This is a genomic window from bacterium SCSIO 12643 (assembly GCA_024398135.1).
Classification (GTDB): Bacteria; Bacteroidota; Bacteroidia; order Flavobacteriales_G; family Salibacteraceae; genus CAJXZP01.
The window spans coordinates 1824177-1850621 of record CP073750.1 but is presented as its reverse complement, the minus strand read 5'-3'; the positions used below and the strand labels follow the sequence as shown (position 1 = coordinate 1850621).

17 protein-coding genes are annotated in these 26445 nt (G+C 34.9%); 9 read left to right on the top strand and 8 right to left on the bottom strand.

All coding sequences use genetic code 11. The features are described 5' to 3' along the window. The first annotated feature begins 144 nt into the window (after window positions 1–144). The 4 genes from KFE94_07875 (at window position 145) to KFE94_07860 (ending at window position 6144) form a co-directional block, all read left to right on the top strand. Window positions 145–2484 (top strand): hypothetical protein, encoded by a 2340-nt coding sequence (locus tag KFE94_07875; GenBank protein ID UTW68021.1) that lies wholly within the window; start codon window positions 145–147, stop codon window positions 2482–2484. 17 nt (window positions 2485–2501) lie between these two features. After that, window positions 2502–3218 carry a DNA repair protein RecO gene (gene recO, locus KFE94_07870; GenBank protein UTW68020.1) on the top strand — a complete coding sequence of 239 codons (717 nt, stop codon included), beginning with the start codon at window positions 2502–2504 and terminating at the stop codon, window positions 3216–3218. 44 nt (window positions 3219–3262) lie between these two features. Further along, window positions 3263–5623 (top strand): TonB-dependent receptor, encoded by a 2361-nt coding sequence (locus KFE94_07865; GenBank protein UTW68019.1) that lies wholly within the window; start codon window positions 3263–3265, stop codon window positions 5621–5623. Window positions 5624–5730: 107 nt separating this feature from the next. Continuing rightward, window positions 5731–6144 carry a hypothetical protein gene (locus KFE94_07860; protein UTW68018.1) on the top strand — a complete coding sequence of 138 codons (414 nt, stop codon included), beginning with the start codon at window positions 5731–5733 and terminating at the stop codon, window positions 6142–6144. On the opposite strand, the gene KFE94_07855 is transcribed toward KFE94_07860, so the two are convergent. The 3 genes from KFE94_07855 to KFE94_07845 are packed head-to-tail and all read right to left on the bottom strand — an operon-like array spanning window position 6119 to window position 8398. Continuing rightward, on the bottom strand, window positions 6119–6454 hold the full coding sequence (locus tag KFE94_07855) for a hypothetical protein (GenBank protein ID UTW68017.1): 336 nt from the start codon (window positions 6452–6454) through the stop codon (window positions 6119–6121). The genes KFE94_07860 and KFE94_07855 overlap by 26 nt on opposite strands. Before the next feature lie 3 nt (window positions 6455–6457). Further along, a complete protein-coding gene (locus tag KFE94_07850) occupies window positions 6458–7369 on the bottom strand; it encodes a DMT family transporter (GenBank protein UTW68016.1) in 912 nt (303 codons plus the stop codon). 27 nt (window positions 7370–7396) lie between these two features. Beyond that, window positions 7397–8398 (bottom strand): NAD(P)H-dependent glycerol-3-phosphate dehydrogenase, encoded by a 1002-nt coding sequence (locus tag KFE94_07845; GenBank protein ID UTW68234.1) that lies wholly within the window; start codon window positions 8396–8398, stop codon window positions 7397–7399. Window positions 8399–8507: 109 nt separating this feature from the next. Between KFE94_07845 and KFE94_07840 the strand changes: the two genes are divergently transcribed. After that, complete coding sequence (locus KFE94_07840) at window positions 8508–9317, top strand: DMT family transporter (protein ID UTW68233.1); 810 nt, start codon at window positions 8508–8510, stop codon at window positions 9315–9317. Window positions 9318–9361: 44 nt separating this feature from the next. Here the strand turns inward: KFE94_07840 and KFE94_07835 are convergent, their stop codons facing one another. Then, window positions 9362–11419, bottom strand: a complete 2058-nt coding sequence (locus KFE94_07835; GenBank protein ID UTW68015.1) for a S9 family peptidase — start codon at window positions 11417–11419, stop codon at window positions 9362–9364. Window positions 11420–11599: 180 nt separating this feature from the next. Here KFE94_07835 and KFE94_07830 point away from each other — a divergent pair, with 180 nt between their 5' ends. Both KFE94_07830 and cysS read left to right on the top strand, forming a co-directional pair. Next, window positions 11600–12547 carry a LysR family transcriptional regulator gene (locus KFE94_07830; GenBank protein ID UTW68014.1) on the top strand — a complete coding sequence of 316 codons (948 nt, stop codon included), beginning with the start codon at window positions 11600–11602 and terminating at the stop codon, window positions 12545–12547. Between the two features lie 80 nt (window positions 12548–12627). Then, a complete protein-coding gene (gene cysS, locus KFE94_07825) occupies window positions 12628–14121 on the top strand; it encodes a cysteine--tRNA ligase (GenBank protein ID UTW68013.1) in 1494 nt (497 codons plus the stop codon). Between the two features lie 48 nt (window positions 14122–14169). Here cysS and KFE94_07820 read toward each other — a convergent pair whose 3' ends face one another. Further along, window positions 14170–15981, bottom strand: coding sequence for a T9SS type A sorting domain-containing protein (locus KFE94_07820; GenBank protein UTW68012.1), 1812 nt, complete (start codon window positions 15979–15981; stop codon window positions 14170–14172). Window positions 15982–16093: 112 nt separating this feature from the next. Next, window positions 16094–19093 carry a T9SS type A sorting domain-containing protein gene (locus tag KFE94_07815; protein UTW68011.1) on the bottom strand — a complete coding sequence of 1000 codons (3000 nt, stop codon included), beginning with the start codon at window positions 19091–19093 and terminating at the stop codon, window positions 16094–16096. Between the two features lie 333 nt (window positions 19094–19426). On the opposite strand from KFE94_07815, the gene polA reads away from it, so the two are divergent. Then, window positions 19427–22222 (top strand): DNA polymerase I, encoded by a 2796-nt coding sequence (gene polA, locus KFE94_07810; protein ID UTW68010.1) that lies wholly within the window; start codon window positions 19427–19429, stop codon window positions 22220–22222. Between the two features lie 49 nt (window positions 22223–22271). On the opposite strand, the gene KFE94_07805 is transcribed toward polA, so the two are convergent. Both KFE94_07805 and pheS read right to left on the bottom strand, forming a co-directional pair. Further along, window positions 22272–23678, bottom strand: a complete 1407-nt coding sequence (locus KFE94_07805) for a T9SS type A sorting domain-containing protein (protein UTW68009.1) — start codon at window positions 23676–23678, stop codon at window positions 22272–22274. Between the two features lie 117 nt (window positions 23679–23795). Next, window positions 23796–24821, bottom strand: coding sequence for a phenylalanine--tRNA ligase subunit alpha (pheS, locus tag KFE94_07800; protein UTW68008.1), 1026 nt, complete (start codon window positions 24819–24821; stop codon window positions 23796–23798). A 200-nt stretch (window positions 24822–25021) separates the two neighbouring features. Here pheS and KFE94_07795 point away from each other — a divergent pair, with 200 nt between their 5' ends. Beyond that, the gene (locus KFE94_07795; protein ID UTW68007.1) at window positions 25022–26419 is read left to right on the top strand and encodes a two-component sensor histidine kinase; all 1398 of its coding nucleotides are present in this window, start codon (window positions 25022–25024) and stop codon (window positions 26417–26419) included. Window positions 26420–26445: the final 26 nt, after the last annotated feature.

Sequence of the window (26445 nt, the reverse complement as noted above, 5' to 3'; positions counted from 1 at the left end):
TATTAAGTTTATTTGAGTTGTGAGATTTTAGAAGGTTTAATATATTTAATTGATAATCAGATGTATAATTAAGAATAACCTGATTTTTTATACAATTAGCAATATTTCAATGATTTGAAAGTTTGTCAGTATAGATTTAAAAGCATGAAACTAAAGGAAATTTATATTTCAATATTTACTGCACTCTTTACAACTTTATCAATTTATGGACAAGGAGGGCAAGTTAATGAGTGGGTAGATTATCTACCTTACCATAAAGTTTTTTCGGTAGCTGAAGGTGAAGATCGAGTTTATGGAGCAACGTATTCTGGTTTAATTGAATTTATAAAAGACGATAATAGTTTTTTAAGATTTTCAAAAGTTGAAGGACTATCAGATATTGGTGTCACTTGTGTTGGCTATAATCAGCAAGAAAAAACATTTGTAGTTGGATATGTGAATGGTAAAATTGATTTAATTACTCCTTTTGAAATTATCACACTTACCGATCTAAATAGAAAAACGATTGCCGGAAATAAATCGCTGAATAAAATCCATATGTATAAGCAGTATGCTTTTATTGCAACCGGATTTGGGATTATTAAGTTTGATGTAGAGCGTAAGGAATTTTCAGAGACTTATCTGATTGATGAAAATGGAGGTTACATATTTGTAAATGATATTACCATTTATGCGGATACCATTTATGCAGCTACTGTAGATGGAATCCGAAAAGCTTATATGAATGATCCGCAAATTACCTTTTATGAAACCTGGAAAAAGGATATGAATTTGCCATATCCGAATAAATCGTATGATATTGTGGAGTCTTTTGGTGATAGAGTATTTGCAAATTTACCAGGAGATACTGCAGATTCGGATACGCTTTACGAAATGAATTCCTCACAGTTGTGGACTCCAATTATTGAATTATTTGGCAAATCAAATAAATCAGTTTCTGCATATGATAATTACTTATTAATTTCTCATTATCAATATATCTCTTCATATGATAATGATTGGAATGAAATGAATAGAATTGTGAATTATGGAGAGGGTACATTCGCTTCCGCTAATGATGCTATTTTAGGCAAGGATAGTGTGATTTGGATTGGAGATAATGAACTGGGTTTAATTGAGAATCCAAGACCGTTTTGGTATACCGTAGTACATCCAGAGAGTCCGAATAATGCTAAGGTGGATGCAATTGATATTAGAGAAAATAGAATTTGGGTGGCTGCCGGAGGACGTGAAAATAATTGGAACAATGTATTTAGTAATGATGGTGTTTATTGGCGCGATAAGTCATTAAACTGGGATAATATCAATAAATTCAAGGATCCTGTTTTAGATAGTGTGTATGATATCATCGATGTGATTTCACATCCTAACGATCCAAATTTGGCTTATGGAGCATCTTTAGGTGGTGGATTAATTGAATTTAAAAACTATAAAACGTCTAATATTTTTGACGAACAAAACAGTACTTTGAAGGAAGCAGGAGGACTTGAAGGTTGGGTCGGAGTGACTGGATTTGATTTTGATTCGCAAGGGAATTTATGGATGGCTAATTCAAGAAATGAATTTCCGGTAGCAGTATATACATATGATAAAAAATGGTATTCGTATAGTTTTGGTTCGCTTATTTCGGAAGATCTTACCGGACCAATGATTGTTGCTGAGAGCGGATATAAATGGACGATTTTACCTCATGCTGGGAAAGGAATTTTAGTTTTTGATGATGGAGGAACGCTGGATGATGTTTCGGATGATCAATCACGAATTCTTAATAATAATTCTGGTACCGGAGGATTACCTTCTAGAGACATCTACAGTATAGCTGAAGATAAAGATGGTGAAATTTGGGTTGGAACTGCAGAGGGTGTTGCTGTATTTCATTCACCGAGTAGTGTTTTTGTCGAAAATGCAAATGTAGATGCGCAGCAAATCATTGTATCAGTTGATGGTTATTTCCAGTATTTATTGGGTACAGAAACGGTTACCGCAATTGCAGTTGATGGTGCGAATCGAAAATGGTTTGGAACGAGAGGCTCAGGTGTATTTTTAATGTCAGCTGATGGAACCGAAGAGATTCATCACTTTACCGCAGAGAATAGTCCTTTAATCTCTAATTTTATTAGAACAATAGAAATTAATGAATCAACTGGAGAGGTTTTATTTGGAACCAATGAAGGCATCATAGCTTTTAAAGGTACAGCAACAGATGCAGAGGCAAGATTGAAAGATACGTATGCATACCCTAATCCCGTACCTGAAGACTATTATGGATTAATTGCGATTAAAGGGTTAACGGCAAATTCTGCGGTTAGAATTACCGATGTTGCTGGAAATATGGTGTTTGAAACAATTGCTGAAGGAACACAGGCGGTTTGGAATGGAAATGATATGAATGGAAATAGAGTGGCTACCGGGGTGTATTTGGTTTTTGGAATAGATACACAAGGTAATGATTCTCAGGTTGCTAAAATTCTGTTTACCAAATAGCTGAATGAAACATTGCTATGTATAGTAAAACGCGAATTATTGTTTTACACAAAACCAATTACTCTGAAAATAGTATAGTGGTTCAGGCTTTAGCTCTGGACTATGGAAAAATAAGTTTTCTGGTTTCCGGAGTAAAAGGAAAAAAATCAAAAGTTGGTATTGCTCTATTTGAACCCTTAAGTATTCTGGATATTGTAGCTAACTTTAAAGATGTTGAGAAGTTAATCCGTCCTAAAGAGATAAAGTTAAACACTCCGTATATTGATATTCGTTCAAATATGGGAAAACGTATGATTGTTTTATTTCTATCGGAATTGTTGAATAGATGTATCAAAGAACCTCATCCAGAAAAAGAAATGTTCTTATTTGTTGAAAATGCTTTAAAGTATTTGGAAATTACAAAAGACAGCATAGCAAATTTTCATCTGGTTTTTTTAAAAGAGTTGAGTAGATATTTAGGCTTCCAACCTCATTTAAAATCTGGTTATTATTTCGATATGCAAGAAGGTGTTTTTACTGATATTTTACCGAGTAGCAGTGCATATCTGGAAGGAGAAAAAAAAGATATGTTTGCATCGTTGCTGGGCACGAAAATTGATACATGTAATACACTGAATTTTAATAGTTCTGAAAGAAAAGTGATCCTGGATGCGCTGATAAGATATTATCAGATTCATATTCCCGGATTAACAAACCTGAAATCTCAAGGAGTTTTGGAAACGCTGTTTGTTTAATGAAAATTTCATTTTTTATATTGGTTTTTGGATTGATAGTTTTTATGCAAAATGTATTTGCACAAAAATTGGAGGTTATAGATTATGCTACAAAAGAACCTATTTCAGGAGTGCATATCTATACGATCGATGAAAAAAAATCTACGACTACGGATTCCCTGGGAACTTGTGATATTTCAGAATTTGAGAATAATGACTTTATGGTTTTTTCTCATACATCTTACACACAGGTATTATTCAAAAAACAAGATTTATATACTTCCAGATACAAGTTAGAATTACATCCAACCATATTAAATCTCGAAGAGTTTGTGATTTCGGCAAATAAGAGAATTCAGGCGCGTGAGGAAGTTCCAAATAAACTGGTTTCAATTACCGCAAAAGATATTAAGCTTAACGATCCTCAAACGTCAGCTGATTTAATAGCATCTTCAGGAGAAGTATTTGTACAGAAAAGCCAAATGGGTGGAGGAAGTCCAATGATTAGGGGGTTTTCGGCAAATAAAGTGTTGATTGTTGTGGATGGTGTTAGAATGAACAATGCGATTTTTAGAGGAGGAAATTTACAAAATGTGATATCTATTGATCCAAATATTGTAGAGAAAAGTGAAGTAGTTTTTGGCCCGGGGTCAGTGATTTATGGCAGTGATGCCTTAGGAGGTGTGATGGATTTTCAAACTTTATCCACATCATATTCTGATTCGGGAAACTTTTTCAAAGGAAATGCAATGGTCCGATATAGTAGTGCGAATAATGAGTTAAGTCCTCATATTGATTTTTCAATAGGCTCATCAAAATGGAGCTCAGTAACATCGATTTCATATAGTCAATTTTCAGATTTAAAAATGGGAACCAATGGACGTGATGAATATCTCAGAAAAGACTACGTAGAAACGATAGACGGAGCAGATAAAATGATATTGAATGGAGATGGGTTAGAGCAAAAGTTTACAGGATATTCTTCATATGCATTAATGCAAAAAATCGGTTATAAATTAAACGATAGAATTAATTTCGATTATAGTTTTCTTTATTCTAATACTTCCGATATTCCTAGATATGATCGATTGATTCAACGTAAAAATGAAGACACTTTAAAATTTGCCAGGTGGGATTATGGTCCTCAAAAGTGGATGATGAATAATCTATCTATGAATTTAAATGCACCTAATGGAGCATTTGATAATTTAAAAGTAACCCTGGCATTTCAAAATTTTGAAGAAAGTAGAATTAGTAGAAGGTTTGGTTCAACATCTGAGAAAAATCAAACGGAGCAGGTAGATATGTATTCCGCCAATTTTGATTTTGATAATGCCATTAGTGGAAGGTCAACGCTTTATTATGGGGTGGAATTCATTTATAACAAGGTAAAATCAAAAGCTATATCCAAAGATAATGGTGAAGAAATTCCAATTATGACCAGATATCCTGATGATTCCAGATATATGAGTAACGCTGCGTATGTAAATTTTCAAGTAAATCATAGCCGAAAAACTACGTTTGTTTTTGGACTTCGTTATAATCAAATATTGATAGATGCTACTTTAGATACTACTTTTTATAAAAGTCAGGGTAATTATGAGATTGATCAGAATACAGGTGCGGTAACAGGTAGTTTAGGTGTGGCACATCGACCAGGTGAATCCTGGCAGATGAATATGAATTTTTCCTCTGGATTTAAAGCTCCGAATATTGATGATATAGCTAAAGTGTTTGATTCACAACCTGGAAATGTTATTGTTCCAAATCCGGATTTAAAACCCGAATATTTGTATTCTGTAGATGGTTTGTTAGCTAAGACCTTTGGATCAGATAAACAGTACAAGTTTGAATTATCCGGTTTTTATTCGTTTTTAGTGGATGCTATGGTTCAAAGAGAATTTCAGGTAAATGGTCAGGACTCCATAATTTATGATGGAGAGTTAAGTCAGGTACAGGCAATTGTAAATACCGGAAGCGCTAAGATTTCAGGGGTAAGTTTGAATGTATCTGCTGAAATAAATAGAAATTGGAAATGCAAGGGTGGTGTTACATATACTTATGGTAAAGACAATGAAGGAAATAATTTAAGACATGTAACTCCTGTCTTTGCAAATGCACATATAATTTATGAGTTTAAAAAGTTAAGGTTTGATGCGTATATCAACTATAATGGTGCTATATCAAATAAAAAAATGGCACCATCTGAATTGTTAAAGCCGCATATTTATGTTTTAGATGAAAATGGAGGTTTATATGCACCGAATTGGTACACTCTAAATTTAAAATCAGCTATATATATTACCAAAAAATCAATGTTAACCTTTGGTGTTGAGAATATAACAAATCAGCGATATCGTGCGTATTCATCTGGAATTGTCGGTCCTGGTTTTAATTTTATAGCTTCATTAAAAGCAACTATTTAACTGGGCTTGCGTATATTTAACTTGCGAATAACGCGTTAAATAGCTAATATTGGCGAAATATCTGTGTTTGTATTCTTAGACCAACAAGCATTTTAAAAAAAGTATAAATGAAAAGTGTATTTAATTTAGTAACTGTTTTAGTAGTTATCGGCTTTGCTTTTATCGTATCATGTAAAAAGACGGTTGAGCCAACAGTAGCAGAGATAGTTGTGGTTACTAAGGATGGAGATCCAGTACCTTTTGCTGATGTTTTATTGACTTGTACGTCTTCGGTTAACCTTCCTTGTGAAATCGAAATTGAAGGAGCTGCAGATAAAAATGGCGTCTATACACGTGAGTTTGAACTTCCTAAAGTGTTGCAAGTGACTGCTGCGGGTAATATTTACGATACTGTTATTACTGGTGTACTACCGGATACGACAATGACTATTACCAAAGATACTATTTGCGGAACAACGTTTATTAGTATTAAACCTGAACAAACCAGTAAACAGACTATAACTCTGTACGACTGTAAGTAATTATAGCTTCTTTTAAGAGCTTCTCCTGATCTTTTTTTGATAATTGAGGTAGATGGTCATTTTGGTTGAAATGAGGCCAACCATCGTCATCTCTATGTGAAAATTCATAATAACCATATTGTTCTAGTAATTTACATACTGCAATATGCATTAAGTTCATCTTTTCATCTTTTTGAAAAGTTCTGAATCCTTTCCCTAATTCCTGAACACCAATAAGAAATAAAATGCCATCCATTTCTAATCCCTCACCAAATATTTTTTCAAATTTGGCTTTTGTATCCTGCCAGTCTTTTTCAAGTAGATCTTCCATTTATTACTTTTTTAAAGTGTTTCTTTTTTTAAGAAAACCGTTACCAAAAATAGTGGTTATGATGAGCAGTGTACCCAAATAAAAACCCCAGGTCATTTTTTCATCTTCTCCAAAGAAAAGTAAAGCCAAAATGATGGCATATATAGGTTCCATGTTGATACTAATAGAAACCGTAAATGGGGTCAATTTTTTCATTACATCCACACTAATCACAAAAGCAATTGAGGTACAAATAATACCTAGAATAAGCAGGTAGATTAAGTTAAGATGGAAAATACCGCTAAGTGGATCTATTAAACTGAGATTGCTGATCTCGAAATGTTCAAATACCAAAAGATATATCGTGATTGTAAGCACAGCCCCCAACATTTCGTACATGGTAATTTGAGCTGGTTTACCTCCATTTCCAACAAATATCCCGTTTAGAGTTGTAAACAAAGAGGCACAAAAGGCGGATAACAAACTATAAATAATTCCCAATTGGTATTTTGTTTCGAAGCTGAAAATGAGTAATAATCCGGTAATAACCATCAGTCCGAAAAGAATTTCGTATCCCACGATTTTCTTTTTGAAAAAAATAGGCTCTAAGATAGATGTGAATAAAGTGGCGGACGCCAATGTGGCCAGAGTAACGGAAACTGTGGAAACCTTTAAAGCCTCAAAAAAGAAGAACCAGTGAAGTGCCACAATAATGCCTGTAAGTAGATATTTGGTGAGAACTCCAGTAGGAACTTTTATTTCACTTCTTTTAAGATATAGAAAAATAAAGAGACTTAAAAAGGCAATTAGGGTTCTATACCAAACAATGGAAACTGCTGATACTGTTATTACTTTTCCAAGAATACCTGTAAAACCCCAAACAAGAATTACCGAATGAAGTTTTAGATAATCTTTAAGCGTAGCAGTCTTTTCCATTTTTGTTCATCCGAAAAAATTAAAAGGTTAGCTGAATTTTTCTGCTAAAATCTTCATCTCAATAATTGGAGAAATTTTATGATATAGTACGTTATATACAGCTTCAACAATCGGAATCTCTACTTGAAATTTTTTGTTGATTTCCATTAAACTTTTTGCTGCGTAGTATCCTTCGGCCACCATATCCATTTCGATTTGTGCGGTTTTTACAGAATATCCCTTTCCGATCATAAAACCGAAATTTCGATTTCTCGAAAATTGAGAATATGCCGTAACTAGTAGATCGCCTAAATATGCTGATGTTAAAACATCACGGTGAATTGGATTGATCGCATCAATAAGTCTTTCAACTTCTTGAATCGCATTAGAAATTAAAACAGCCTGGAAGTTGTCTCCATATCCAATACCTGCATAAATGCCACTGGCAATAGAGTAAATATTTTTTAAAATAGCAGATAGTTCAGTTCCAAATAAATCATCAGATATGGTCGTTTTGATATATCTGCAAGCTAAAATATCTGCGATCTGTTGATTAAATGTTTCGTCCTGGCCAGCAATAGTTAGGTAACTTAATCTTTCCAGAGCAACTTCTTCTGCATGACAAGGCCCAGAAATCATACACATATCAGAATAATCTACACCATACTCTTTATGGAAAAAACGTACAGGAATTCTGTTTTGTTCTGGGATTATACCCTTTACTGCAGTAACTAGTTTTTTTCCATCTAAGTTGATAGAGTATTTTTCAAAAGCGTTAACAACAAATGCGGAAGGAATAGCTAAAACTATAATATCGGAATTAGAAATAACCTCATCAATATCTGTGTATATATTGAGTTTTTCAGTTTTAAAGTTAACTGAAGTCAGGTACTTGGGGTTGTGTCCATACTCCATGATATGTTCAGCTGATTTCTCGTTTCGAACCCACCAATTAATGGAATCCAAGTTTTCACATAACATTTTAACAATAGCAGAAGCCCAACTACCACTTCCTAAAACGCCAACTTTTATGCTTTCCAATGTTGTTATTTTTAATTACCCAATAAACAAATATAAACAAGGCTGGCTACCCTGTTTCAAAATTTCTTTGAACTTTGCGCACTTTTAATTTTCAGAGTTGAACAAGGCTGTAAAATACATGTTGATTTCTTCATTTTCGTTTTCGTTAATGCAAGTATGTGTCAAATTACTGGAAGGATTTCCTGTAACAGAATTGATTCTTTTTAGAAGTATTATTTCACTGGTTTTAAGTTTGTTTGTGGTTTGGAGAGTAGGTATTTCACCATTTGGAAATAATAGAAAACTTTTAATTTTAAGAGGTGTTTTTGGAGTAACTGCATTGTCCATGTTTTTTTATACACTCCAAAATCTTCCGATTGCTACAGCGATAACAATTCAATATCTATCCCCCATTTTTACATCCTTATTTGCGATCTGGATTTTAAAAGAACCTATGAAACATAAGCAGTGGTTCTTTTTCGCAGTTTCCTTTTTAGGAATTATCGTTATGAAAGGACTGAATACAGATATTGAATTCAAGTATGTTTTAATTGGTGTATTATCCGCAGTGTTTTCGGGTTTAGCGTATAATATGATACGTAAAGTGAAAGGAACCGACCACCCGGTAATTGTGGTGATGTATTTTCCATTAATCGCAATACCGGTGATGTCTGTATTTTCTTTGAATTACTGGAAAACACCAGTCGGAATAGAGTGGTTTATATTGTTAGCTATGGGTGTATTTACACAAATTGCTCAAGTATTTATGACCAGGGCCTGGCAAACAGAAGAAGCAAATAAAGTAGCTAGTTTGAAATATGCAGGAATTGTATTCGCGCTTTTCTTTGATTTTACACTTTTTGACATTATCCCGGTATGGAGTACAATCCTTGGGATTATGCTAGTTTTATTGGGTGTGATACTTAATGTTCGGTATAAAAACACATAAAAAAAGCCGAATAAATCTATTCGACTTTTCTGAATTCAAATTTTCTATTGTCTGTTTTTAACAGTTTGATCTAACCATTTAAAAAACTCACTGTGCCACAGTAAACCATTTTGTGGTTGTAATACCCAGTGTCCTTCATTTGGGTAATACAAAAATCTCGTTTTTAAACCTTTAATTTTCGCAGCCTGAAATGCTTCCATTCCCTGATTGATCGGAACTCTAAAATCATTTCCTCCATGGATCACCATAATTGGTGTATTCCAGTTGCTCACGAATTTATGAGGAGAAAATAAATCGTAAGATTTTGGTTTTGAAGCTCTATTCCAGTAAGGTCCGCCAATGTCGAAATTAGCGAAAAACAATTCTTCTGTTACACCATACCAACTTTCAAGATTAAATAATCCACAGTGTGAGATGAAACTACAGAACATGTTTTCATGAATACCTGCTAACATATATACAGAATAACCTCCATAACTTGCACCAACTGCTCCAATTCTATCTGGATCGATAAAAGGCTCATCTCTCATAGCTTCAACAGCACGCATATAATCTTTCATAGGTTGTCCTCCCCAATCTTGAGAAATAGCTCTATTCCATTCTGTTCCGAATGTTGGTAAGCCTCGTCTATTTGGGGCAATAATGATATAATCATTTGCAGCCATTAATTGGAAATTCCATCTAAACGAATAGAATTGAGATACTGCAGACTGAGGACCTCCCTGGCAATAAAGTAGAGAAGGATATTGTTTGTTTTTATCAAAGTTTGGTGGGTAAATAATCCAGGTTAGCATTTGCTTACCATCAGTAGTTTCCATCCATCTTTTTTCCACTCTACTCATGTCCACATTATTGTATACCTCATCATTTACAGAGGTGATTTTTTTGCCTTTACCGTTATTGATTCCAAATGAATAGATTTCCGCAGCATGGTTCATGTCTGTTTTAGGAGCGATAAGTTTATCCTTATATTCTCCAATAATTCCACCAATGTTATGAATTCCAGATGTGATTTGAGTCATCAAATTATCTGCATCTGTATCTGGCCAAACGTCAGTTACAAATAATTGATATGTGGCATCAATACCAGCATTAATGTAGAATTTCGTTCCGTCATTACTCCAGGTGTAATTGCTAATTGTATGATCCCATTGACCACCATAGCGTACTTTTTTGCTACCATCCAATGTAAAGTTGTAAAGTACTTGTTTATCAGATTCATAACCTGGTGTTTCCATACTTAACCATGCTAAGCTGGTACCATCAGCACTAAAAGTTGGGTGCGTATCATATCCTAATCTACCTTTGGTGAAATTGGTTGTTTCTTTTGATGAAAGATTATAGAGATAGATATCTGTATTGGTACTTTCAGCGGCTTTAACCCCAACTTCTTTTTTACACACATACGCAATGGTTGAACCGTCTGGATTCCATGTAAAATCTTCGCTTCCACCAAAAGGTTGTTGCGGACAGTCGTAAGGCTCACCTTTCATGATATCAACAGCATTGGTGATGGAACCATTAGAATAGTCTGCAACAAAAACATGAGATTTTAATCCATCTTCCCAATGGTCCCAATGGCGATACATAAGATCGTCAATGATTCTGGCATCTGCTTTTGGAAGATTAGGGTATAAATCTACAAGAGATGGATCAACTTTAACCTCAGCAGTATAAGCTACTTTTTTTCCATCGGGGGAATATTTTAAGTGAGATATACCACCTTCAATTTCTGTGATTTGTTTGGCATTGTTTCCATCTAAATCAGCTTCCCACCATTGACCTTTATGAATAAAGCCAATTTTTTTTCCATCTGGTCTGATTTGTAATCCATATTCACTTCCTTCCATATCAGTGATCTGTTGGACTTTACCACCTTCTGTTGGCATCATGTATAGATCACGATTTCCTTTATTTTCATCGGTATCGTATTTGGTGATTCCAAAATAAAGTTTTGATCCGTCTTCACTCAGTGTTTCTCCGCTTACTCTACCCAGCTTCCATAAAAGCTCAGGTGTCATTCTCTGTTTTTGCGCATAAACAGAACTGCCCGATAATAACATTAGACCTGCTATTAAGGAGAATTTGAATTGTTTATTCATGTATTTATTTTTTAGACTTTGAATTTCTAATTAGTTGACAAGTGCCTCAAAAATAATGATTCTAATTATTGTGTTATGATCTGCGGATAAAAGAATAAGGAAGATGATTTATTCCCTTCAAATTACTATCATTTTATAAATCAAACTTATTAATTTTGCTATTGAGTTAATCAAACTAATATGACTTTAACACAGATAGAATACGTTTTAGCGATAGCCGAATATGGTTCTTTCGTAGAAGCGGCAAAAAAAAGATATGTAACGCAACCAGCTTTGACAACACAGGTTAAGAACCTGGAAGAGGAGCTGGGAGTAATGATTTTTGATCGTACAAAAAAGCCTATAATACCAACTACGATTGGTGAGCAAATCATAGAACAGGCTAAGGAAGTGGTGAATCAATCAAGGAAATTGCATGATTTGGTAGGAGAGTACCAAAAGGTGGAGAAGGGTGATTTGTCTATAGGTATTATTCCAACCATTTCTCCGTATTTGGTTCCACTTTTCATCAATAACTTCAGTGAGAATAATGAAGAGGTTAATATTTCTGTAAAGGAGGAGATCACGGAAGAAATTATTCATAAACTGAAAAATGGTCAATTGGATGTAGGAATTATTGCTACACCTATTGAGACTACTGGAATTTTAAATGTGCCTTTATATTATGAGAAGTTCTATGGGTATGTTTCACGGTCAAATGTGGATTATCATAAACCGAGTATCAATATTTCGGAATTGGATGTGAATGATATTTGGCTATTGAAAGAAGGAAATTGTTTCAGAGATCAAGTGATGAATATATGTAATCAATCTAAAAAGCAATTGTTTAGAGAGAATTTTAGATTCGAAAGCCACTCCATTGAATCTCTAAAGAGAATTGTAGAAGTTAAAAACGGAATGACTCTAATTCCGGAATTAAGTCTACCTACAATTTCTTCAAAAAATATGGACATGGTGAAGCCAATTTCTGGAGATACTCCTGTAAGAGAAGTGAGTTTAGTAGTGACCCGTCAGTTTCTAAAGAGAAGAATTATTGACCGTTTACAATACGCCATTCAAGACAGTATTCCAAAGGAAATGATCAGCGCAAAAGGTTTAAATGTGGTAGAAACAGATGTGAAAGTTTAAACCTAAATTGAAGTTAAAAAATAGAAGATTAAAAATTTGAACAGCTATTTTTGTGGCTTGTTTAAAATGAACTAATAAGGATGGAAACGAAACTAAAAGTTTACAATTCGTTAAGTGGAAAAAAAGAAATATTTGAACCCATAAGTGCTCCTCATGTAGGAATGTACGTATGTGGGCCAACCGTTTATAGTGAAGTACATTTAGGGAATTGTCGCACTTTTATTTCATTCGATATGATCTTTAGGTATCTTACTTTTTTAGGATATAAAGTAAGATATGTTCGAAATATTACGGATGCAGGTCATTTGGAAAATGATGCAGACGAAGGAGAAGATAAAATATCTAAAAGAGCGCGCCTGACGCAATTGGAACCAATGGAGATCGTTCAGAAATATACTTTGAATTTCCATGAGGTTTTGAATTTGTTTAATAATCTTCCTCCAAGTATAGAACCAACTGCGACAGGCCATATTGTGGAGCAAATCTCTATGACGGAACAAATCTTAAATGATGGTTTAGCTTACGAAAGCAATGGTTCTGTTTATTTTGATGTTGAGGCTTACAACAAAAAGTTTAATAATTCTTATGGAGAATTGTCAGGTCGAAAAATTGATGAGTTAATTAGCAATACGCGTGCATTAGATGGTCAGGAAGAAAAAAGAAATCCTTCTGATTTTGCTTTATGGAAAAAAGCTTCGCCTATGCATATTATGAGGTGGAAATCTCCATGGAGCAATGGGTTTCCAGGATGGCATTTAGAGTGTTCAGTGATGAGCTCAAAATATTTAGGTGATCAATTTGACATTCACGGTGGTGGGATGGATTTAAAATTTCCACATCACGAATGTGAGATTGCACAGACTAAAGCTGTAAATGGTAAAGATCCGGTAAAGTATTGGTTACATACGAATATGCTAACGTTGAATGGTCAGCGTATGAGTAAGTCTACCGGAAATACATTATTACCGTTTGAGCTGTTTACCGGTGATAATGATAAGTTAAGTAAAGGCTTTTCTCCTATGGTGGTTCGCTTTTTTATGTTGCAGGCACATTATAGAAGTTCCTTAGATTTTTCTAGCGATGCATTAGAGGCTGCTGAGAAGGGTTTTAATAGATTGATGAAGGCTGAGTCTTTATTGGATACTATTAAGCCATCAGAGCAAACAAATGGGCTTGATTTGGATGCTTGGGTATCTAAGTTGAAGAATGCAATGGATGATGATTTTAATACTCCGATTTTGATCGCCAATTTATTTGATGGGGTAAAGTTTATTTCAGCGTTGAGCAATGATCAGGCTGAGATTTCAGAAAGTGATCTGAATACTTTGACTCAAATATTTAGAGGATATGTATTTGATGTATTAGGCCTAAAGCAAGAACAAAAGGCCTCAGGTGTTGAAAGCTCAAATAATGAATTAGTAGATGAACTCATGAGAATCATCATGGATTCCAGACAAAGAGCGAGACAAAGTAGAGATTTCGAATCGGCCGATAGAATACGTGATTTGTTAGGTAAAGTCAATATAACAATCAAAGATTCTAAAGATTCAGCCAGTTGGGAATTTACGGAATAAGAAAATTAAAAAATATGAGAAAGGGGTAAATGAGAGTTTATCCCTTTTTTATTTTATAACGAATTTAGAAGTTTTAACTCCTTCAGAAGTGCTGGTTTTTACAATGTAAAAACCAGAGGTTAAACCAGATAAATTAATTTCTGAGTGTTGCGCATCTTGAATAGACTCATTTAGAACCACAGTACCATTTGAGCTAATTACACTTACTTGATTAAAGGTAACCTGATTAAAACTATTTAAGAATAATATTCCATCGTTATGATAAACCTGTAACTCCTTATTTTTAATTTGTTCAACACCCACCGGAGGTGCTTCATTAACAAATACGATAGAAAAACGTGAGTCATATAGCTGACCTGGGTTTAAGTATACTGCAAATAACCCTGTACTTAGATTTTGAAGTTTACCAGTTTGATAATCTTTGATGAATACCACCACGTTAGAATCTATATTCTCGGTGTCTAATAATTCTATTGATGATACTCCACCTGTTTTAGAAAATAGCGTTAACGGGATTTCTTTTTCAATATCTAAAGATGATTTTGGCAATGATTGAATAACAAATGGGTCCGGGTCTTCTCCAACTAAAGACCCGAAAATAAATCTATCGCTGACCACGAATTTTTTAGAATCATACCCCCAATCAACAGTATCTGTTGCTTGATCCGTAAACGCTACAAGAATTTGATTTCTTTCATTTTCAGGAGATGTAGATCGAATCCAATATCTTTGAATAACTTCTTGATTATCCATCTTAAAGAACTGATTATTACTCCCACCGCGCATGGCATTCGTAAAACTCACTGTTCCAGATGAGGTAGCTTGTACGAAGAAACCTTGTCCAGAAGCAATTGACCCGTTAGGAGTAACCCCGGAACCGCCTCCGGAGGAAGGACTACCTGATCCACCAGCTAAATTCCATGTAGCATAATCATCAGATCCATTATATCCTCCACCTCCGGAATTATCATCATCCCAGAAATAAACTGTCCCTGAAAGAACACCACTATTTGTAGTTAAAAATGTACTTGCGCTGATAGAACTAGGGTATGGGTTTCCTAATAAATTCCAATTTGAACCTGCCCAATCAGGATTTGTTGCACCAGTGGCAGAAACTCCTATTGATATATCACCATCATTAACAGTTCCTGAAAAGGTTGCTGTACCACCTCCAGATACCGTATACCCTCTAGCCACATCCATAACACCATCAGCGCCACTAATATTTTGACCTGTAAAATCATAGCTCGTTCCGTCACATGTATGAGATCCAACCAAATCCCAACCCCATAACTGGGTTCCTGCTTCTAAGACGAACATATCACAAGGATTAGAGGAACTAAATGTGGATGTTAGATTAGCAGAAGAAACAGGAGAAGACCAGAGATTATATTGAGTACTTGAACCATTTCCTTGAACTCTAACCGAAAACCCTGTTCCTGATACGCTAGCTCCACCAGTATGTGTTTGAATTAAATTCCCTCCGGCACTAACAGAAATGGATCCAATATTATTGATATTGGATGCGATGATCAAAGTTGAACCGGAATTTACATTGATAGTAGCACCTGAATTGATAATCGCATTTCCATTAATGGTTAATGTACTGGACCCGGTAATAGTTAATGAACTTCCGGTATACAAGGTCATGTTATTTACGGTTCCATCAGCTATAATGTTACACCCTGCACCTGTAAGTAAGAAATCTTTTGTACCATCAGTATTATCAGGAGCTCCACTAGGACCAGAGCCTGCAAAAATCACATGGTATCCTGGCGATGCATCCCACAAAATAAATTGTGAATATCCATTAGATATGGATAAAATTGTAAAGATTAATATTAGGAATACTTTATTCATGTGGTGTTGCTATAGCGCTACAAATTTAGTGAATATATTAAGAACTATTAAATCAAAGTTTATCACAAAAAAAAAGGTGGCGCAGCCACCTCTCTCATTTAAATTCAATTATTTAGTTGACTAATGTCTTTTGAGTTTGTGACTCATTATCTATTGTAGTAACCTTTACGATATAAATACCAGAAGCGTTGGATAAATTGATCGTTTTAGAGGTTACTTCTGTAGTTAAAACTTCAGAGTATACCAAATGACCTGCGATATCATAAACTTGAATAGTTCCAGAAATGCCATCGTTAGAGGTAATGATAAACCCATTTTCAGAAGGAATAACTTCAAAGAATTTGTTTAAGTCTTCTACAGAAGTCACATTATCTTTTCCACTTCCTGACTGATTGTTTAATCCGTCATATTCAAAAATCAATTCAAAACGATTCAAATATCTAGTACCAGCATTAAGATTTATTTGGTAGTTTCCATTATCAAAATCATGAATTTGATTTAATAATTTATCGTGCAAATAAATCTTAATAGGTGCTCCCGCAGTCTTAAACGCAGCTCTGGAAATAGTGTGAACCCCACCTTCATCACTAGCTATTTTAAGAGGTACGTATTTTTTAGATTGCATTATACTTAATGGCTCTATTCCTTGAATCACATAGCTTTGAGTATCACTCTTCACCATGGTACTGAATTCGATATTTGGATTTGACCAAACTCTTCTGGCATCATACCCATTATCAACTTGATCGGTTGCTCCAGGTACAGTACCTACTAAAGTTTTACTTTTCTGACCAGATGGTGTTTCAATCAATAACCAGTTTAACTCTTTTTTATCCTGACCAGTTTTAAAGAATCTTGAGTTTTTACAAGATCTCATGCTGTTGTTAAATTTCAGTGTATCGACAATAACACTTCCTGTATCAGTACCAATAGAGTCAGCCCATACCATAAAACCTTGTGCTGACGCAATGTGATGAAGATCATCAATAATTTTAGTTGAGTTATCAGATGCAATTCCACCTGTTAGATTCCAGGAAGAATAGTCATTGTATTGATCATACGCTGCACCTGGAGTTGCTTTATCATCCCAGAAATAAATAGCATCTGTAATTCTTTGATTATTTACCGCATTTTCCATCCAGAAAGCAACTGGATCAATTGCAGAAGGATATGGGTTTCCTACTAAGTTCCAATCATCATCTTCCCAATTGATATTGTCACCAATTTCAGTTGAATAGATCAAAATAGAAATATCACCATTGTTTATTTGACCACTAAATGTTTTTTGTGGATTTGTAGTGTTTCCTGTAATAAAATAACCTCTACCAGGATTCATAATTTTGTCACCATCAGGTAATGTATTGCTCGTTGTAAATGTCACTGGGTTACCCGCACAGGTTGTACTGTAACCAGCAGGGAAGTCATAAATCCAATTTTGAATGAATCCACTGAAAGTCAGTAAATCACATGGGTTAACATCTGGGAATGCGGTAAATAGTTCTTGCGATTTCACCGGAGAACTCCAGTTATTATAACCATGATTAGAATTTAATCCTGTTCTTTTGAGAATGTAATTACCAGAACCTGTATTCTGATCAGCACCTTCGTGTTCTTGAATCAATGATCCTGATTCAATGATTTTAATTTCTCCATCGTTATGAATAGCCCCAGCAATTTTGAAACATGCCGTAGAATCAATGGTTAAATCCATGGATGCATTTACTTTAACAGAATTTACATTCGCATCATTTGAAATAATTGCACCTGGACCATAAACTAATAAATCTTTTGAGCCATCTAATTGGTTTGGTGCTCCACCAGGTCCAGATCCATTTTCATAAGTTAAACCATCCCAGGTAATGATTTTATACATTGCTAGTGTAAATACAGCACCTGTGTGCATATGCACGTTTTTAAAGTTTACAGTTTGTTTAGTGTTATTAAAACCATTCGCGGGAATTACGGTCGCATTAGAAAAATCACCATCACCATCTAAATCCATTAACAAGGCATAATCTCCTGCACCAGTTGGTAATCCCATACCTCCAACGTGAAATTTTAAATTCACTTTAGAAACAGGTCCGTTAACGTGAGATCTCCAGGTAGCTGCAAATCTTTTTGAAAATTCCAGAGAACCTGTATTAGGAACGACATCTAAACCATTAGCATCTTTACCTACCATAATGAAGCTACCGTTAACCAATTCAGAAGCTGGTCTTTCAATAAGTTCCAGTGCTCCCGAAATAGACTTTTTATGCGTTATATCTTTGTATTTACCAATACCCATTACGCCATTTGGATGAGAGTAGTGGTAACTGTATTTATCGTTTGAGATGGCAAAACCGTATTTAGCAGCCAGATAGTTAGCTATTAAAATTCTATCTACAGATGGAAGGTCATTAGCCATTACCACAACCTCAGAAATATCACCATCTAGATATGACTTTAATCCAGAGTTTCCCGGACGTGCACCAATATAAAGATCATTACTTGTGGGAGTTCCTGTACCTGTAACTGTTGTTGAACTACCGGCATTGTTAACCATGGCAACAATCTTATTGTTACTTGTACTTGATCTAAAGTTACCAGTCATCAAATCGAAAATTCCATAGTGAATATGCTCAGAATCACGATTTACTGCATAATTTCCAGAAAAGAATCTGATTTTTTCTTTAGAATTCATACGGATTAAACCAAAACCATCATTCATGTTATTATTTGTGGTTTTGATTAAAAATGTTCCTTTGCTCTGAGAGGTAGCATTCATTCTACCAATTACAAAAACAGATACGAAATCTGAATTAAATACGGGATTATGAGGAACTCTTAAATATTGCTGATTGAAAGATGCAAAATTTATTGTAGGTCGACCATTGATAACTCCATCCATATACATGGGTTGATTAGGAGAAGATACGGTCGCATCATTTCCATAACCTGATGCGTCTGACCAAAGTGAAACATTGGTCCCGGAAATTTGATTGATATCATCAGCTCTTAACCATAAAACCAAACTTGAAGTTCCGTCTGTGGTTCCCACACCACCTGGTCCATTTTGAGCAAAAGATACAATCGTAATAAATGCAAAAACAGTAGTAAGTAGTTTCTTCATTATTTCGAAATTATTTGTGCTTTGCAAAGGTAGTATTTATTAACACTTTTTTCAATAAAAAATCACTAGCTTTAGATATATGGTCAATTATGTGATTAAATAATAATTTTTAGGGATGAAAAAAATAACTTAATTAACTGTTGGTTAATGTTTTAATGGTGTTTTGTGATAGTTATGTAAAATGAATGTTATTTTTAAAATATTTGAACTTTTATTTAAAAAGTCTGCAAAATTGAGTTTAATATGTTGATAACTTGTAGGATTCAACATCAAATTAAAATTAAAGGAATATAGCCGAACGATTAGTTTATTTTTGGGTTCCAATTTTAAAATATGAGAACTCAGGATACCGAAAAAAAACTGTTTTTATTAGATGCATATGCATTAATATTTAGAGCGTATTTTGCATTTAGTAAAAACCCAAGAATCAATTCAAAAGGACTGAATACATCCGCGATTTTTGGTTTTGTTAATTCTATGTTGGAAATCATTAAGAATGAAAAACCATCACATTTGGCAGTTGTATTTGATCCTCCAACGAAATTAAAAAGGGCGGAAATTTATAGTGAATATAAAGCCAATAGAAATGAAACACCTGAAGATATTAAGCTTTCTGTGCCTTATATTTTTGAGATTCTTCAAGCTATGAATATTCCTGTGGTGATTCAAAATGGATATGAGGCAGACGATGTGATTGGGACTTTAGCCAAGGAGGCAGAACAAATGGGTTTTTTAACTTACATGATGACTCCGGATAAGGATTTTGGACAATTGGTTTCCGATCAAATTTTCATGTATAAACCTGGTCGATCTGGAAAACCTGCGGAAATCTGGGGTGTTCCTGAAGTTTGTGAAAAGTTTGAGGTAAAGCGGGTGGAACAAGTGATTGATATCTTGGGTTTGTGGGGCGATGCAGTGGATAATATTCCTGGTGTTCCTGGAGTTGGAGAAAAGACATCCAAGAAGTTGATTGGCTTATATGACTCCATGGAGGGTATTTATGAGAATCTGGATCAACTAAAAGGGAAACAACTGGAGAACTTTAAGAATTTTAAAGATCAGGCATTTTTATCAAAGCACCTGGCGACTATCGTTACAGACGTTCCGCATGAGTTTCAGGTGGAAGACGCAAAAATGAATGAACCTAATAAAGAAGCTTTAAAGAAAGTTTTTACTGAACTTGAGTTTAGGAGATTGGCTGAAAGAGTTTTAGGGGAATCTATTCAAGTTCAAAAAGAAAATGAAGGTGAGCAAATGGACTTATTTGCTGCACAAACAGAAGATTCAAAAGATGTTATTGAAGAAGAAACACAGTTCAAAAATTTAGAAAATACGTCACATAATTATGTGCTGTGTGACACTGAAGAAAAGATTGATGATTTAATAAATAAACTAGGTAAGACATCAACTTTTTGTTTTGATACTGAAACAACTTCATTAAATGTATGGGAAGCTGAATTAGTAGGAGTCGCATTCAGTTTAAAAACGGGTGAAGGGTATTATGTGCCTTTTGGAGAATCGTTTGCGGAATCGAAAGAGATTCTTAACAGGTTTAAAACGATTTTGGAAAGTGATAAATTTGAGAAGATTGGCCATAATCTGAAATATGATATTAATGTATTGAAGAAATATGGTGTTCGCGTGGTTGGGCCTTTGTTTGATACCATGGTAGCCCATTATCTATTACATCCTGACAACAATCGAAGAAGTATGGATGTATTGGCTGAGAATGAGTTGAATTATGTTCCAATGTCGATCACTGAGTTGATTGGAAAGAAAGGTAAAAGTCAGAAATCTATGCGGGAAGTCCCTGTAGATTTGGCTTGTGAATATGCTTGCGAGGATACGGACATTACTTTACAACTTAAGGAACTATTTGAACCTAAATTGAAAAAAGGTAAAGAATATGAAATCTTTAGAGATGTAGAGATGCCTTTGATTTTGGTTTTGGGTGATATGGAGGAAGAAGGCGTGAATCTGGATACAGAACTGTTACATGATTATTCGAAGCGTCTGGAAAAAGAAATTGCGGAAATCGAAGCTAAGATATATGAAGAAGCGGGCATGAAGTTTTTGATTTCCTCACCAAAACAGGTCGGTGAAGTTTTATTTGATCACTTAAAAGTTTCTTCAAAACCTAAGAAGACCAAGACAGGTCAGTATGCAACAAATGAGGAGGTTTTACAAAAACTGAGATCAAAGCACCCCGTTGTAGATTTATTGCTAGAATATAGGGAAGTGGTAAAGCTGAAGAATACATATGTAGATCCACTTCCGGAGCTCGTTAATCCAAAGACTTTGCATTTGCATACGAGTTATAATCAGGTTGTGGCAGCAACAGGAAGGTTGAGTTCGGATAAACCAAACCTTCAAAATATTCCAATTCGATCTGAACGAGGTAAGGAAATCCGTAAAGCATTTATTCCAAGTGAGGGGAGAACATTGATTGCAGCGGATTACTCGCAAATAGAATTAAGAATTATAGCGGCCTTATCGAAAGATAAAAACATGATGGAAGCGTTTCAAAGTGGACAGGATATTCATGCTTCCACAGCGGCTAAAGTATATGATATTTCTATCGAAGAGGTTACCAGAGAGCAAAGGTCTCATGCGAAGATGGTGAACTTTGGTATTATCTATGGAATTTCAGCTTTCGGATTGTCTCAACGCTTGGGTATTTCCAGAAAAGAAGCGAAGCAAATTATCGATAGCTATTTTGAGCAGTTCCCGGGAATAAAAGAATACATGGACGCATCTATTCAAAATGCGCGTGAGAATGGGTATGTGGAAACGGTTTTGGGAAGAAGAAGGTATTTGAAAGATATTAATTCCGGGAATGCCGTAGTAAGAGGCTTTGCGGAGCGAAATGCGATTAATTCGCCTATTCAAGGTTCAGCTGCTGATATGATTAAGTTAGCGATGATAAAGATTCAGGAATTCATGAAGGATGCGAATTTGAAATCTAAAATGATTTTGCAAATTCATGATGAATTGATATTTGATGCCACGCCAGACGAAACCGAGGACCTGATTCAAAAAGTGAAAGATTTAATGCGAGAAGCATTAGATATTGGAGTCCGTATGGATGTCGATGCCAATACAGGAGAGAATTGGTTAGAAGCACATTAAAAATGAAAATATTAAAGAGATTCTAAACAATTAGAATCTCTTTTTTTATTTATAATTTGAGAATCCTTTTTGTTTCAATTACTCCATCTTCGGAAGTGATTTGTATAAGAAACATTCCACCGGAAAGACTTGAAGTATTTAACTGTATCTGATTTGAATAACTACGTGTTTGTTGAATTATGCCTCCATTTAAATCAATTAACCTTATTTGTGATCCGTTAATCTCGCCAGAGATGGTAATCTGATCATTACATGGAACCGGAAAAACGTTAAATTGAATGTTTGTTGGGTATTCTGCAATGGAAGTGGTCAGATCAATGATATCTATGTTACCATTCACATCAAATGGATTAGACCATTTTTCCTCAGTATATATTTCTTGACCTGAAAGCGTTTTGATAAAAGCAATAATTTGATTCATCTCCTGAGTAGTTAAGTTCAACCTTTGTAGATTTCCTCCTGGTCTAAGCTTTGGGTCCAGATTATTATTCCCTGGTTGATTCGGAATACTATCATAATGTGCGATAACTGCTTCAAGAGTAGAAAAGTTTGCATTATGCATTAAAGGTCCGTTTAAATTACCGGTTGTATTAAATATATCTCTTAACGAAGGAGATTTAGTATTGGTCAAATCAGTACCTCCACCAAAAGATCCGATTACACCATTGTTTCTGGTGTTCGGAATAATATCAAATTCAGGAGCTTGATGACAACCATTACAACCTGCTCCACCACCAGTTCGCGATCCCGTATTATCAAATACAGGAGGGGCTAAGAATAGATTTTTGCCTGCATTTTCCATATTTGAAAAATTGCTAAAAGGATCGTTGATATTATTTGCCGCATCTAATCCGGCATCGAATTTTGAATCAAAAGATTGGATACTTCTAATGAATTGTGCTAACGCATTTTGGATTCTGGTTTCATTTACAACTGTATCGCCATAAGTGAATGCAAACAATTTATTGTAATAAGTTTGAGATGCAATTTTTCGAAATAGTGAATCGAGATCAGGATCCCCATTGGTACCGCTGAACCCCATTTCTATATGGTCTTGAATTGGTAAAGTGGTTTGTTCTTCTAAAGTTAAAGCTCTTTCATCCCAAAAGAAGTGGGCTTCGTTACTAAACCTACCGTTGACCAGTCGCATAGAATGCCTTCCGGTGGTTCCATTAACTCCTACACTGGCCGTTGCTGTATCTCCAAATGCAAATTGTTGTTGATGGCAGCTGGCGCAGGCTATAGTATTATTTCTAGATAAAATTTTATCATAGAAAAGGACACGCCCCAAAGTGGCCCCACTATTAGAGATAGGATTGTTTACGGTGTTGTCTTTAGTGATATACTGTGGATAGGGTTGACTATCATAATTAAACAAGTTGTTTAGATCTATTGTTCCGGAGATAAAAAAAACGGAACCAATAATAGCAGAAGTAACAATAAGAACCTTTTTCATACGCTTTGATTTGAGTAAAAAACTGTGCTAAACAGTTCTTAGACACTTTCGAGGTTAAAAGGTTTAATTGAATATTGAAATAAACAAAAAAGCACTTCATTTGAAGTGCTTTTTTGTTTAGTAAGTTTCTTTAAACTGTTTTAAAAATCTCGCATCGTTTTCATAAAACAATCTGAGATCGTCTACTTGATATTTCAACATAGCAATTCTTTCGATTCCCATTCCAAATGCAAAACCTGAGTATTTTTCCGTATCGATATCAAAATTTTTCAGAACATTAGGATCAACCATTCCACAACCAAGAATTTCTAGCCAACCTGTTCCTTTTGTAATTCTATAATCTGCTTCAGTTTTTAATCCCCAGTATACATCTACTTCAGCACTTGGCTCCGTAAATGGGAAATATGAAGGTCTTAAACGGATTTTTGCTTCTTCTCCAAAGAACTCTTTAGCAAAGTATAATAACGTAAGTTTAAGATCCGCAAAACTGATGTTTTCATCAATGACCAAACCTTCAATTTGATGGAATATACAATGTGCACGGGCAGAAATAGCTTCGTTTCTGTATACTCTACCTGGAGCAATAACTCGAATCGGAGGTTTTTGATTTTCCATTACTCTGGCTTGAACCGAACTAGTATGCGTTCTAAGTGCAAAATTACCCGGTAAGTCCACAAAGAAAGTATCCTGCATATCTCTTGCAGGGTGTTCTTCAGGGAAGTTCAAAGAAGTAAAGTTATGCCAGTCATCTTCAACTTCAGGGCCTTCAGCAACAGAGAAAGCCATTTTATTGAAGATTTGAATAATTTCATTCATCACGAGAGAAACCGGATGACGAGAACCAGTTTCATATGGAAACCCTGGACGTGTAAAATCAATATGATTGAATTTTTCACCAATTCCAGAGGAATCTAATCCTGCCTTTAGCTCATCGATTTTACTCATCGCTGAAGCTCTAAGCCCATTGATTAATTGACCTAATTCACGTTTTTCATCAGGTGCCACATTTTTAAAATCAGCAAAAAGAGATTTTAGAATTCCTTTTGAACCTAAATATTTAATTCTAAATGCTTCAATTTCATCTAAGCTTTTCGCTTTTAGATTATTGATTTCTTCCTGATAATTTCCAATCTTATTTTTCATGTGCTACACATTGAGCCGCGAAAGTATAAAATTTCGTTGATGGAATGCATATGACACGATATGCATTAAACATGAACAAATTCTAAAATGTGATAGAATTACGGTCCTAAAATTGTGGTGACCGATGTAAAAGAATATTTTCGTTTGAGATGACATTTGGGTTTAGAAAAAGTTCGTTGGGATCACGAATCTATTTATCGATGATCGCTTTGATAGTTATTTCGTTAATAATTACCGGAGTATCTACGATTTACTTTTTCAAAAATCAAAATGATGTGTATCATTTGGCCAGACTTCAAAGAAAAGAGCAATCTATCATGTTGGCCTTGAAATACTTTGTGATTGAAGAAAGCATAGATGAAGTTGATTTAAAGCTGAATAAGAAGTTGGATGAGTTGACGAATATTCATGGTTTGGATTTAAATCTTTACAATGAATATGGAGGTTTGGTTTATAGTACGATCTTAGATGATACAAAAGACTTTTTAGCCCAAGAGAATATTTCATCAGCAATTATTGATTCGGTTGCGCATACGGATGAACCGGTTATTGTGGATGAAGAGTGGGAGGATCAAAACTATTTATCGACTTTCTTTTTGATTGAAAACAGTAAGAATTTACCTATTGCGGTGGTTCACATTCCCTATCATAAGGATGGGAAGAGATCAAAAGAAGAATTGAGTGCGTTCTTGCATACGCTGGTTCAGGTTTTTTTACTCTTGTTTGTTGGCGCAAGTGTGATCGCTTATTTTCTATCTAATTATATCATTAAATCTTTACAGGCGGTTTCTGAAGGAATAAAGCAAACACAGTTGGCAGGTGAGAATCCGCACATCGAGTGGGATAGTGATGATGAGATCGGTGAGTTGGTTAAGGATTACAACAGAATGGTAGACGAGCTTCAGGAAAGTGCGGACTTACTAGCGAAAAGTGAGCGTGAATCGGCATGGAAAGAAATGGCTAGACAAGTAGCTCATGAGATTAAGAACCCACTGACCCCTATGCGATTAAACATTCAACATTTACAACGTAGTATAACGGATAATCCTAATGATATTCAAGAGCGAATAGATAAGTTCACCAGAGTAATGTTAGAGCAGATCGATACGCTATCTAGGATTGCAAGTGAGTTTTCCAATTTTGCTAAAATGCCCAGAACCGTCCTGGAGCCATTAAACCTTTCGGATACTTTAAGCTCAGCGGTTGAGTTATATAGCAGTACACCTAATGTTGAGGTAATATTTGAGAATAGGATTAATGATCACATAGAAGTGGATGCGGATCGAAAACAATTAATTCGTGCCATTAGTAATTTAATTAAAAATGGTATTCAATCGATCCCTGGGGGAAGAATGGGTAAGATTCAAGTTGTGTTGTACCGTCAGAATGAAAAAATCCATATTGATGTTACAGATAATGGAAAAGGAATAGCTGAAGAGGAGCGAGAAAAAATATTTGAACCGTATTTTACGACAAAGTCTGGAGGAACAGGGCTTGGTTTAGCTTTGGTTAAGAATATTTTTAATGAATTTGGAGCGGATATCGCATTCGAAACAAAGATGGATATCGGAACCACGTTTACGATTAATTTTAGATAAGATTATCATTCAAAACTGACTGATAC

Excerpts from the sequence above, each read along its gene's own strand:
- KFE94_07875 (UTW68021.1), top strand. The coding sequence starts at position 145 with ATGAAACTAAAGGAAATTTATATTTCAATATTTACTGCACTCTTTACA.
- recO (UTW68020.1), top strand. The coding sequence starts at position 2,502 with ATGTATAGTAAAACGCGAATTATTGTTTTACACAAAACCAATTACTCT.
- KFE94_07865 (UTW68019.1), top strand. The coding sequence starts at position 3,263 with ATGCAAAATGTATTTGCACAAAAATTGGAGGTTATAGATTATGCTACA.
- KFE94_07860 (UTW68018.1), top strand. The coding sequence starts at position 5,731 with ATGAAAAGTGTATTTAATTTAGTAACTGTTTTAGTAGTTATCGGCTTT.
- KFE94_07855 (UTW68017.1), bottom strand. The coding sequence starts at position 6,454 with ATGGAAGATCTACTTGAAAAAGACTGGCAGGATACAAAAGCCAAATTT.
- KFE94_07850 (UTW68016.1), bottom strand. The coding sequence starts at position 7,369 with ATGGAAAAGACTGCTACGCTTAAAGATTATCTAAAACTTCATTCGGTA.
- KFE94_07840 (UTW68233.1), top strand. The coding sequence starts at position 8,508 with ATGTTGATTTCTTCATTTTCGTTTTCGTTAATGCAAGTATGTGTCAAA.
- KFE94_07835 (UTW68015.1), bottom strand. The coding sequence starts at position 11,419 with ATGAATAAACAATTCAAATTCTCCTTAATAGCAGGTCTAATGTTATTA.
- KFE94_07830 (UTW68014.1), top strand. The coding sequence starts at position 11,600 with ATGACTTTAACACAGATAGAATACGTTTTAGCGATAGCCGAATATGGT.
- cysS (UTW68013.1), top strand. The coding sequence starts at position 12,628 with ATGGAAACGAAACTAAAAGTTTACAATTCGTTAAGTGGAAAAAAAGAA.
- KFE94_07820 (UTW68012.1), bottom strand. The coding sequence starts at position 15,981 with ATGAATAAAGTATTCCTAATATTAATCTTTACAATTTTATCCATATCT.
- KFE94_07815 (UTW68011.1), bottom strand. The coding sequence starts at position 19,093 with ATGAAGAAACTACTTACTACTGTTTTTGCATTTATTACGATTGTATCT.
- polA (UTW68010.1), top strand. The coding sequence starts at position 19,427 with ATGAGAACTCAGGATACCGAAAAAAAACTGTTTTTATTAGATGCATAT.
- KFE94_07805 (UTW68009.1), bottom strand. The coding sequence starts at position 23,678 with ATGAAAAAGGTTCTTATTGTTACTTCTGCTATTATTGGTTCCGTTTTT.
- pheS (UTW68008.1), bottom strand. The coding sequence starts at position 24,821 with ATGAAAAATAAGATTGGAAATTATCAGGAAGAAATCAATAATCTAAAA.
- KFE94_07795 (UTW68007.1), top strand. The coding sequence starts at position 25,022 with ATGATCGCTTTGATAGTTATTTCGTTAATAATTACCGGAGTATCTACG.